Annotated in this window: 10 protein-coding genes and 1 pseudogene; 8 read left to right on the forward strand and 3 right to left on the reverse strand. The window is 51.6% G+C overall.

Features of this window, described 5'->3' with window-relative positions; all coding sequences use genetic code 11:
• The first annotated feature begins 6 nt into the window (after nt 1-6).
• Both KCG54_RS08365 and KCG54_RS08370 read left to right on the forward strand, forming a co-directional pair.
• Entirely contained in the window at nt 7-543 is a 537-nt protein-coding gene (locus KCG54_RS08365; protein ID WP_254323920.1) for an isochorismatase family protein, read from the forward strand.
• Between the two features lie 13 nt (nt 544-556).
• The gene (locus tag KCG54_RS08370) at nt 557-1057 is read left to right on the forward strand and encodes a GNAT family N-acetyltransferase (RefSeq protein WP_070843398.1); all 501 of its coding nucleotides are present in this window, start codon (nt 557-559) and stop codon (nt 1055-1057) included.
• Between the two features lie 56 nt (nt 1058-1113).
• Here KCG54_RS08370 and tehB read toward each other — a convergent pair whose 3' ends face one another.
• Together tehB and KCG54_RS08380 are read right to left on the reverse strand one after the other, a co-directional pair.
• Nucleotides 1114-1983: an SAM-dependent methyltransferase TehB gene (gene tehB, locus KCG54_RS08375; protein ID WP_254325010.1), complete on the reverse strand. Its 870-nt coding sequence runs from the start codon at nt 1981-1983 to the stop codon at nt 1114-1116.
• A gap of 12 nt (nt 1984-1995) precedes the next feature.
• Nucleotides 1996-2385: a PH domain-containing protein gene (locus KCG54_RS08380; protein ID WP_003678731.1), complete on the reverse strand. Its 390-nt coding sequence runs from the start codon at nt 2383-2385 to the stop codon at nt 1996-1998.
• Between the two features lie 154 nt (nt 2386-2539).
• Here KCG54_RS08380 and rnhA point away from each other — a divergent pair, with 154 nt between their 5' ends.
• From rnhA to KCG54_RS08395, 3 genes are all read left to right on the forward strand, one after another.
• Entirely contained in the window at nt 2540-2941 is a 402-nt protein-coding gene (rnhA, locus tag KCG54_RS08385; RefSeq protein ID WP_254323921.1) for a ribonuclease HI, read from the forward strand.
• Nucleotides 2942-3264: 323 nt separating this feature from the next.
• Complete coding sequence (locus KCG54_RS08390) at nt 3265-3663, forward strand: HIT family protein (RefSeq protein WP_254323922.1); 399 nt, start codon at nt 3265-3267, stop codon at nt 3661-3663.
• Between the two features lie 73 nt (nt 3664-3736).
• Nucleotides 3737-4930, forward strand: coding sequence for an LD-carboxypeptidase (locus KCG54_RS08395; protein ID WP_254323923.1), 1194 nt, complete (start codon nt 3737-3739; stop codon nt 4928-4930).
• A 62-nt stretch (nt 4931-4992) separates the two neighbouring features.
• Here KCG54_RS08395 and serC read toward each other — a convergent pair.
• Nucleotides 4993-6098 (reverse strand): annotated as a pseudogene (serC, locus tag KCG54_RS08400) (phosphoserine transaminase).
• Between the two features lie 342 nt (nt 6099-6440).
• Here serC and rimP point away from each other — a divergent pair.
• From rimP to infB, 3 genes are read left to right on the forward strand one after another with little or no spacing between them, the layout of a single operon-like run.
• Nucleotides 6441-6872: a ribosome maturation factor RimP gene (gene rimP / locus KCG54_RS08405; protein ID WP_003685973.1), complete on the forward strand. Its 432-nt coding sequence runs from the start codon at nt 6441-6443 to the stop codon at nt 6870-6872.
• Nucleotides 6873-6899: 27 nt separating this feature from the next.
• Nucleotides 6900-8405 (forward strand): transcription termination factor NusA, encoded by a 1506-nt coding sequence (gene nusA / locus KCG54_RS08410; RefSeq protein WP_254323924.1) that lies wholly within the window; start codon nt 6900-6902, stop codon nt 8403-8405.
• An 11-nt stretch (nt 8406-8416) separates the two neighbouring features.
• Nucleotides 8417-11311, forward strand: coding sequence for a translation initiation factor IF-2 (gene infB / locus KCG54_RS08415; RefSeq protein WP_254323925.1), 2895 nt, complete (start codon nt 8417-8419; stop codon nt 11309-11311).
• The last annotated feature ends 345 nt before the right edge of the window (nt 11312-11656 follow it).

Below are 11656 nucleotides of genomic sequence, written 5' to 3' on the forward strand. Positions count from 1 at the left end.
AAAGCCATGAACCCCAAAAATACGCTTTGTCTGATTGTCGATATTCAAGAACGCCTGCTGCCCGCCCTTTCCGGCACGGACGAAATGTTGGAACGCTGCCGCCTACTGATTCAAGGCTTGACGGCTTTGGACGTACCCTTTGCCGTAACCGAACAATACCCGAAAGGTTTGGGCAACACCGTATCCGCCGTATCGCTGCTGTTGCCCGAAGGCACACCGATTGTCGAGAAAACCCAATTTTCGGCGTTTTTACCTGAAATTCAGGAAATCTTACGCAAAAACGACATTAAAACCGTTATTTTGGTGGGGGCGGAAGCGCATATCTGTATGCTTCAGACGGCCTTGGATTTGAAGGCGCAAGGTTACGCCGTATCCCTGCCTTTTGAATGCACTGCCTCGCGTACAACGGCCAACCGCGACAATGGTTTGGCGCAACTGAGCCGTCAGGGCATTATCATTTCCAATGTCGAAAGTATTTTGTTCCAACTGCTCGGCGATGCCAAACATCCAGCCTTTAAGATCATCTCCAAACTGATTCAATAACAGGCCGTCTGAAATGCAATACACCATCCGCCCTGCCCTGCGCCAAGACTTGCCCGCCATCGTCGATATTTACAACAGCACCGTGGCCACGCGCCAATCCACGGCCGATTTGTCGCCGACCACGGTTGCCGAACGCGAAATGTGGTTTGCCGCGCACACGGACAAACGCCCGATCTACGCTCTTTACGATGCCGACGGCACCGTATTGGCCTGGGGCAGTTTCAGCGACTACCATCCGCGCTACGCCTACCACATCAGTGCGGAAGTCAGCGTTTATGTCCGCCACGATATGCGCGGCGCAGGCGTGGGCAAAATCCTGTTGCGGCACATGCTCGAACGCGCACCGTCCTTAGACATCCGCAACGTCATCGCGCTTGTGTTCGGCCACAACTATCCGAGCCTGAATCTGTTTCACCGTTTCGGATTTGAAGAATGGGGGCGGCTGCCGCAAGTCTGCGATTTGGACACCATGTTGGCAGACGTGGTGATTTTGGGCAAAAGGATTGTGGATTGATTACGACAAAGGCCGTCTGAAAACTGAATTCAGACGGCCTTTTGACGGCAAAACCTTTATTCCGGTTTCTTCGCCAGCATGGTAACGAATTTGAACTGAATCGGATTGCCGAATTCGTCTTTTGCGTGCATCGAACCCAGCTCTTCCTTGTATTCCACCAATTCCCAATCCTTATAGTATTCGCGCAACTCGCCCTCTCCAAACTTGAACGGGAACGGCATCGGGCAAGGGAAATCTTCCGTATCCATCGCAGACACGATCAGGTTGTAGCCGCCGGGGTTGGTGTGTTCCTTCATATTGGCAATCACGTCAGGAACGTAACGCGGCATCAAGAACATAAACACCACGGTCGCCACCATATAATCGAAGTTTTCCTGAATATTGGCGGCGTTGAGGTCGTATTCAAACGCGCGGACATTCAGTTCTTCGATACGCGCCAGCTCTTCCACGTTTTGAACCGCATGGGGATTATTATCGACAGCGGTAACGTCAAAACCTTTCAAACCTAAATACAGCGCATTGCGCCCCTGACCGCAGCCCATATCCAAAACCTTGCCGACAGGTACGATGCCCTCGGCGGCACGGACGGCCGAATGTGTTGCGCTCATGCCGTATTTCTTATTGAAATAGTCCGCCGCCTCGCAGTAAAACGACAGTTGGATTTCCGTATCTTGCGTTTGCGGCGCGATAAAGTGCCATGCTTGCGGATGGATAACCCAATCATCGCTTTCAGGCGTCAACTCGTGCGTGGCCGTAATATTGCCCGCCTCGTCCACTTCGTTGAAGTTCAGACGGCCTTGGAGGACATTGAGGCAGCCCCAAGTACTGGCGGCAGTATTGTGTTTGGACAACAAGGCTTCGGGAATCTCGTCCGCCGTCCATACCGGCATCTGTTTGTAACAAAACAATTCTTGCTGTTCGCTCATCATATTTCCTTTCTATTTTGACGGTTTCAACACGGCTTCTGCCAAGGCTTTCTGAATGGCAATCACGCTCTTGTCGCTTTTAAACTGCAAGGTTTCAGTCGGTGCCTCGCCGGAAGAAACCCAAATCTTCAGCTCGGCATCCAAATCGAAATGACCCGAGGTTTCTACCGAAAAGCGCGATACTGAACGGTACGGAATCGAACGGTAAGACACTTTCTTGCCGGTCAAACCCTGTTTATCCACCAACACCAGCCGATACTCGGTAAACACAATCAAATCGCGCACCAGGCTGAATGCCATTTTTACCTGTTCGCCATCAATCAGGATATTCGCCAAATCGCGTTCCACCGCATCGGCGTCTTTTTGCGAAGCATTGCCCAAAAGGCCACTGAATAATCCCATATCTGCCTGCTTTCTATACGAGTGATAAGTGCAGGGTATTTTACACGCGCAAACCGTATTTGCCGATATTTCAGACGGCCTTATGTTATGATACCGCCTTATTCGACAAAGACATGCCCATGGATAAACCCGTTTACCTCTACACAGACGGCGCATGCAAAGGCAACCCCGGCGCAGGCGGCTGGGGGTATTTATGCGCTACGGCACACACGAAAAAGAACTGTTCGGCGGCGAAGCCGAAACCACCAACAACCGCATGGAGCTGACCGCCGTCATCGAAGGCCTGAAATCCTTAAAACGCCGCTGCCAAGTCGTCATCTGCACCGACTCGCAATACGTCAAAAACGGCATGGAAAGCTGGATACACGGCTGGAAAAAAAACGGCTGGAAAACCGCCGCCAAAAAACCGGTCAAAAACGACGATTTATGGAAAGAGCTGGATAGCCTGGTTCAACAGCACGATGTCCGCTGGACGTGGGTAAAAGGCCATGCCGGACACCCTGAAAACGAAAAAGCCGACGAGCTTGCCAACCGCGGTGCAGCAAAATTTGCATAACACTTCGTCCATGACTGCACTCAAACATCTCAAACCATTCTTTTGGATTGTCGTCATTGCATTGGTTTGTGTGACGCCAATGGCACTTAATGTTCGCCTATTCGCCGTTTCATGATATCAATGATTTTTTTTAGCTTTAGCTTGTGCGATCACGTTAAGAGTGCCGAAGAATGTGCCGACTGAATCACGCCCTCCTATTTATTTTGGTGGTTTATACCCAAACCGTGGCTTTTCGCATTCATCACGCTGACTGCTATTTACCTCATTCTAAAAATCCTGATTGAAATCATCCGATTCCTATTCAGACTGAGAAAGAAAAACCCATGACCTGCCCCATCTGCACTGCCGACAACGAAGACATTTTGCTGCAAACGCCCAATCTGCGCGTTATCGCCGTCCACAACGAAGCCGGCGCACCGGCATTCTGCCGCGTGATTTGGAATGACCATGTTTCCGAGATGACCGACCTTTCCCCTGCCGAACGCAACGAAATCATGGAAATGGTGTATCAGGTTGAAGCCGCAATGCGCCAAGTCTTCCGCCCGGCCAAAATCAATCTGGCCAGCCTCGGCAATGTTGTGCCCCACCTGCATTGGCACGTCATCGCCCGTTTTGAAAACGACGCCAACTTCCCCGCGCCGATTTGGGCCGCGCCCGTCCGCGAACACGGTATGGCCTTGCCCGAAAATTGGCCGGAACAAATCAAAAACTTAATCGCTTAAACTTTCAGACGGCCTGTAAGGTCCGACACGCCAAATTCAGGCCGTCTGAACATATAACGAAAGGAAAACCTCAATGAACTCCACCACGCGCCGCCATTTCCTGCGTACCTGCTCTGCCGCGGCAGGCGCAGGGTTGTTGCAAGCCTGCGGCACAGGCACGACCACCACGCCGCAAACCAAAACCACTTCTACCACCGCGAAAGCCAAAACCGTGCAACCTAAGCAACCCCATCCGCCACGTTCCGGCGACAACCTCCTGCGCGTTGTTGCGCCGTCAGGCTTCGCCGAAGACCCCAACCGCGTGACCACCGGCCTGACCCGCCTCTACAACGCAGGCTTTACCGTGACCAACCAACAGGCAGGTAGCCGCCGTTACCAACGCTTTGCCGGCAGCGACGCCCAACGTGCCTCCGACTTCCAAGAAGTTGCCAGCGGCCGCGTCGAAACGCCTAAAGTCTTGATGGGCCTGCGCGGCGGCTACGGCGCGGCACGCATCCTGCCGCAAATCGATTTTGCCTCACTCGGCGCTAGAATGCGCGAACGCGGCACATTGTTCTTCGGTTTCAGCGACGTATGCGCCGTCCAACTCGCCCTGTTGGCCAAAGGCAATATGATGAGCTTTGCAGGCCCGATGGTGTACAGCGAATTCGGCAAAGCTGACCCCAGCGTCTTTACCATGGATTCTTTCATCCGCGGCACGACCAACAATGTCAACATCGTTGATGTTCCGACCATCCAACGCGCCGATGTCAACGTAGAAGGCACATTGTGGGGCGGCAACCTCAGCGTTCTCGCCTCCCTCGCCGGCACGCCTTACATGCCCGATATTCAAGGCGGCATCCTCTTTATCGAAGACGTCAGCGAGCAACCCTACCGCATCGAGCGCATGCTCAATACGCTTTACCTGTCAGGTGTTTTGCAAAAACAACGCGCCATCATCTTCGGCGATTTCCGCATGGGTACCATCCGCGACGTGTACGACTCTAGCTACGACTTCTCCGCCGTCGTCAACCACATTTCGCGCACCGCCAAAATTCCTGTGTTGACCGGTTTCCCATTCGGCCACATCACCAACAAAACCACTTTCCCGTTGGGCACGCATGCCAAAGTCCGCAGTACCGGCAACGGCGGTTATTCCGTTACCTTCAGTGGCTACCCTACGCTGAACCCGTCCGCGCTGACACTCGACAACCTGCTGCCGCCTCCTGTTCCGACTTACGACAGCACCATCTACCGCGACAGCATTACTGAAGAAGTCACTGAATAAGGCTTGTTCAAATTAAAAAGCCGTCTGAAACCCAGTTTCAGACGGCCTTTTTATCTTAAGTCTTAACCGTAACGTCGTTGAAAATCTTTCATAAAGTCAGCCAACGCGTTCACACCTTCAAGCGGCATCACATTGTAAATACTGGCACGCATACCGCCGACGGTTTTATAACCCTTGAGCAGGCACAAGCCCTGCAACTCAGCTTCCAACACAAAGCGGCGGTCCAAATCTTCGCTTGCGGTTTTGAAGACCACGTTCATTTTGGAGCGCGCATCAGGATGGATATCGTTGATGTAAAAACCGCCGCTGCTGTCTATCACCTCATACAAGGTGTGCGCCTTTATTCGATTGACCGCTTCAATTTTTTTCACACCGCCCTGCGTTTGCAGCCAGCGGAACACCAAACCCGACATATAAATCGCATAAGTGGAAGGCGTGTTGTACATACCGTCGCGGTTGATGTGCGAACGGTAGTTGAACACATCGGGAATATCTTTTGGACAACGCTCCAACAAATCCTCGCGGATAATGACCACGGTCGCACCGGCAGGGCCGATATTTTTTGCGCGCCGGCATAAATCAAGCCGTAATCAGACACATTAAACTCACGCGACAAAATCTCGCTCGACATATCGCATACCAACGGCGGCAGGCCGTCTGAAAGTTTGGGGACGTTTTGATACTGCAAGCCGTTTACGGTTTCATTAATCGCAAAATGAACAAACGCAGAATTCGGGTTGACATCCCAATCCTCAACCGCAGGCAGGTTTTTATAGGCATATTGCTCGCCGCCATGCGCGGCCAAACGGATTTCAGCATTGCTCAAACGGCTCATCTGTTCATAGGCAATGCGGCTCCAGTTGCCCGTTACCACCGCGTCGGCAGTCGCAAAACCATGCGCCAAATTCATGGCCACCATATTGAATTGCGTGGTCGCACCGCCCTGTAAAAATAGGATTTTATAGTTGGACGGAATATTCAAAAGCTGGCGCAAGTCTTGTTCGGCATGATGCAGAATACTCAAAAACATATCCGAACGGTGGCTCATCGCCATCACGGGAAAGCCCGTACCGTTGTAGTCGAGCATTTCCTGTTGCGCGGTACGCAATACCGCTTCCGGCAATACGGCAGGACCGGCGGAAAAATTGTAAATCGGGTGTGCGGACATGGCGGCCTTCTTTCTTATTCGGTGGGTATGAAGAAATTGTAGAACCGCCTTGCACATTGTGCAAGCACGAAAAATCTGGAAATACAAGGCCGTCTGAAAATAAAGCAATACCAATTATTTGTTTTTCAAAACAATTTCAGAAGTACTATATCAAAACTTGTCAACAATTTCCTTTTCAGACGGTCTCACCCCTATCCTTCCATTTACGCAATCACTTCAAAAAATCCACGCCAAATCAACACTTTTCTTTTATCTTGAAAACAGTTATAATAGGCCAATTTTTCAAATCACACGAAAAATGGCCGCGCGGCCATTTTTTTGTTTATATACTTCTGGAGAAACATGGATATTCAAAGCATTCTTGATAAAACCCTGCCCGGCTTGGGCTACGAGCTGGTCGATTTCGAACTGACCGCACAAGGCGATTTGCGCGTTTTTATCGATAAAGAAGGCGGCATCACCGTCGAAGACTGCGCCACTGTCAGCAACCATCTGAGCCGCGTGTTTATGGTTGAAGACATCGACTACAAACGTTTGGAAATCTCCAGCCCGGGCCTTGACCGTCCGTTGAAAAAAGCCGCCGACTTCGTGCGCTTTGCCGGCCAGAACGCCAAAATCAAAACACGCCTGCCGATTGATGGTCAGAAAAACTTCATCGGCCGTATCGAATCTTGCGAAAACGACATCGTTACCGTCTCTTTCGACGGCAAAACTGCCCAAATCGAATTGAGCAATATCGACAAAGCCCGTTTGCGCCCCGAATTTAAATTTTAAAAACCGATTACTTGGAGATTCTAGAAAATGAGTCGCGAAATGTTACAGCTGGCCGAAGCGCTGGCAAGTGAAAAAAACGTTGAAACGGAAGTCGTATTCAAAGCCCTTGAATTCGCCCTCTCTACTGCTGCCAAGAAAAAAGCCGACCGCGAGCACATGGACGTGCGCGTCGAAATCGACCGCGATACCGGCGAATACCAAACCTTCCGCCGCTGGCTGATTGTTGCCGATGAAGACTACACCTACCCCGACATAGAAAAAACCATCGAGGAAATCCAAGAAGAAATCCCCGGCACAACCATCCAAATCGGCGAATACTACGAAGAGCAGCTGCCAAACGAAGGCTTCGGCCGCCAAGCAGCGCAAACAGCCAAACAAATCATTCTGCAACGCATCCGCGATGCGGAGCGCGAGCAAAACCTGAACGAGTTCCTCGCTTCTAAAGAAGACATCGTTTCCGGTACGGTAAAACGCGTCGAGCGCCACGGCATCATCGTTGAAGTCGTCGCAGGCAAACTTGATGCACTGATTCCGCGTGAAGAAATGATTCCGCGCGAAAACTTCCGCAGCGGCGACCGCATCCGCGCCCTCTTCCTGCGTGTGGACGAAATCGGCAATACCGGCCGCAAACAAGTCATTTTGAGCCGTACCAGCGGCGACTTCTTGGCCAAACTCTACGCCAACGAGGTACCTGAAATTGCAGACGGCCTGTTGGAAATCCGCGAAGTAGCACGCGACCCAGGCCAACGCGCCAAAGTTGCCGTTAAAGCCAACGACCAACGCATCGACCCGCAAGGTACTTGTATCGGCGTGCGCGGTTCCCGTGTTAACGCCGTGAGCAACGAATTGTCCGGCGAACGCATCGACATCGTATTGTGGTCTCCTGAGCCAGCCCAATTCGTGATGAACGCGCTGTCTCCTGCCGAAGTGAGCCGCATCGTGATTGACGAAGACAAACACGCCGTTGACGTGATTGTTGATGAAAACCAACTGGCGCTGGCCATCGGCCGCGGCGGTCAAAACGTCCGCCTGGCTTCCATCCTGACCGGCTGGCAGCTGAACATCATGACCGTTGAAGAAGCCGACGAGCGCAATGCCGCCGAAGACGCCGTTATCCGCAACCTCTTCACCACCCACTTGAACATCGACGACGAAACCGCCGATATCTTGGTTGAAGAAGGCTTTGCCACTTTGGAAGAAGTTGCTTACGTTCCAGCGGCAGAATTGCTCTCGATTGACGGCTTTGACGAAGAAATCGTTGAAACCCTGCGCAACCGCGCACGCGACGCGATCCTGACCATTACCATCGCCGCAGAAGAAAAACTGGGTGAAGTGTCTGAAGACATGCGCAATCTGGACGGCGTAGATTCCGATATGTTGCGCAAACTGGCCGAAGCCGGTGTTACCCAACGCGATGATCTGGCCGAATTGTCTGTTGACGAATTGGTCGAAATTACCGGTGTTGACGAAGAAGAAGCCAAAAAAGTGATTTTGGCTGCACGCGAACACTGGTTTACTGAAGAAAACAACTAAGGGGGTACTGAATGAGTAATACAACCGTAGCGCAATTTGCCGCCGAACTAAACCGCCCCGTTGATGATTTGCTTAAACAATTAAAAGAAGCCGGGGTCAATAAAAACAGCGGTAATGACAGCATAACCACTGACGACAAACAACTGTTGACTGCTTACCTGCAAAAGAAAAACGGCAGCAACAGCGGCACCATCAGCATCCGCCGCAAAAAAACCGAAGTCAGCACCGTTGACGGCGTAAAAGTGGAAACACGCCGCCGCAGCCGTGCCGTTGCCATTCCTTCTTCCGAAGAATTGGCAGCGGAAGCCAAAGCCAAAGTAGCAGCGGAAAACCAAAAAGCCGAAGCAGAAAAAGCAGCCGCCCAAGCTGCCGAAGAAAAAGCCAAAGCTGAAGCAGAAGCTGCCGCAAAAGCCGAAGCACGTGCCAAAGCTGAGGCCGAAGCTGCCAGACTGAAAGCAGCCAAAGCCGCACCAAAAGCGGAAGGCAAACCTGCCGAAGCCCAAAAAGAAGAAGCAAAACCGGTTGAAGCCGTAGAAGCCAAGGCCGAAGCAAAAGTTGAGGCTAAAGCAGACAACAAGCCGTCTGAAAAATCCGTTGAAGCTGAAAAACCAGCCGAAGCCAAAAAACCTGCCAAAGCCAAACAAGACAAAGGCGGCAAAGGCAAAGAAGCGAAAAAGGCAGCCAAACCTGCTGCTCCTGCCGTACCGCAACCTGTCGTCAGCGTGGAAGAACAGGCTCAACGCGATGAAGAAGCCCGTCGTGCCGCCGCCCTGCGTGCGCATCAAGAAGCCTTGTTGAAAGAAAAACAAGAGCGTCAAGCGCGCCGCGAAGCCATGAAACAACAGGCCGATCAAGACTCAAAACCTACTAAAGGAGCCAAATCAGGCGAACGCAACAAACCTGCCGAGAAAGCCAAAGCAACATCCGGCGAAGGCAAATCCGAACACAACGCGCGCAGTAAAAAAGAAGACCGTCGTGAGCGTGATGAAGACACTCAAGGCCGCAATGTTAAAGGCAAAGGCGGCAAAGGTGGTCGCGACCGCAACAATACACGCACTAGCGACGACGAGCGCGTACGCGGCGGCAAAAAAGGCAAAAAACTCAAACTTGAGCCAAACCAACACGCCTTCCAAGCGCCGACCGAGCCTGTCATACACGAAGTTTTGGTGCCTGAAACCATTACCGTTGCCGACTTGGCACACAAAATGGCCGTTAAAGGCGTCGAAGTGGTTAAAGCCCTGATGAAAATGGGCATGATGGTAACCATCAACCAATCTATCGACCAAGACACTGCCCTGATTGTGGTAGAAGAACTCGGCCACATCGGTAAACCTGCCGCAGCCGACGATCCTGAAGCATTCTTGGATGAAGGCGTTGAAGCAGTAGAAGCCGAAGCATTGCCGCGTCCTCCGGTTGTTACCGTGATGGGTCACGTTGACCACGGTAAAACCTCCCTACTGGACTACATCCGCCGCGCCAAAGTGGTACAAGGCGAAGCGGGCGGCATTACCCAACACATCGGTGCATACCACGTTGAAACCCCTCGCGGCGTGATTACCTTCTTGGATACTCCGGGTCACGAAGCGTTTACCGCCATGCGTGCACGCGGTGCGAAAGCCACCGATATCGTGATTCTTGTTGTAGCAGCCGACGACGGCGTGATGCCGCAAACCATCGAGGCGATTGCTCACGCCAAAGCCGCGGGCGTACCGATGGTGGTTGCCGTCAACAAAATCGATAAAGAAGCCGCCAACCCTGAGCGTATCCGCCAAGAGCTGACTGCGCACGAAGTCGTGCCTGACGAATGGGGCGGCGATGTACAGTTCATCGACGTTTCCGCTAAAAAAGGCCTGAACATCGATGCATTGCTCGAAGCGGTATTGCTCGAAGCCGAAGTTTTGGAACTGACTGCCCCAGTCGATGCACCTGCAAAAGGCATCATCGTTGAGGCACGTTTGGACAAAGGCCGCGGCGCGGTTGCCACATTGCTGGTTCAAAGCGGTACGCTGAAAAAAGGCGATATGCTGCTGGCAGGTACCGCATTCGGTAAAATCCGTGCGATGGTTGACGAAAACGGCAAAGCCATCAATGAAGCTGGTCCGTCTATCCCTGTCGAAATCCTCGGCTTGTCCGACGTTCCGAACGCAGGCGAAGATGCAATGGTATTGGCCGACGAGAAAAAAGCGCGCGAAATCGCCCTCTTCCGTCAAGGCAAATACCGCGACGTGCGCTTGGCCAAACAACAGGCCGCAAAACTGGAAAACATGTTCAACAACATGGGCGAAAACCAAGCCCAATCCTTGTCCGTCATCATCAAAGCAGACGTACAAGGTTCTTACGAAGCTTTGGCGAGCAGCCTGAAAAAACTGTCCACAGACGAAGTGAAAGTGAACGTGTTACACAGCGGCGTTGGCGGCATTACCGAATCTGATGTCAACTTGGCCATCGCTTCCGGCGCATTCATCATCGGCTTTAACGTCCGTGCAGATGCTTCCGCACGCAAACTGGCTGAGAATGAAAACGTGGAAATCCGTTACTACAACATCATTTACGATGCCATCGACGATGTGAAAGCCGCCATGAGCGGTATGCTCTCTCCGGAAGAGAAAGAGCAAGTCACCGGTACGGTCGAAATCCGTCAGGTTATCTCCGTTTCCAAAGTCGGCAATATTGCAGGCTGTATGGTTACCGACGGTGTGGTCAAACGCGATTCCCACGTCCGCCTCATCCGCAACAACGTGGTTATCCATACCGGCGAGCTGTCTTCTTTGAAACGCTACAAAGACGACGTCAAAGAAGTCCGCATGGGCTTCGAGTGTGGTCTGATGCTCAAAGGCTACAACGAGATTATGGAAGGTGATCAACTCGAATGTTTCGACATCGTCGAAGTTGCCCGTACTCTGTAATCAGACAGGCCGTCTGAAAAATCAGAAGCAGGTTTTGCAATGCGAAACCTGCTTCTTTTTTTCAGACGGCCTTTTTACAACTATTCATAGTTTGAAACTATGAAAATTGATGTGTGGTATATAAGAAACAAAACAGACATACAAGGCAAAGCCATTTAGCAAAGGAATAGACGGCAGACAAAGCCTGATAAAGCTCTCTATATATTGTCATATCTTAACGTTTCTGTTGTTTTTATCAAATTTCGGCACTAGTATATACAGCCTAAACACAATACAAATTAAGCAATACCGGCCATATGCCGGATACGTTTACTTCCTTGTTACTCTCATCAATATCTAAAGAAA

It is taken from the genome of Neisseria subflava, assembly GCF_024205705.1.
Lineage (GTDB): Bacteria > Pseudomonadota > Gammaproteobacteria > Burkholderiales > Neisseriaceae > Neisseria > Neisseria subflava_D.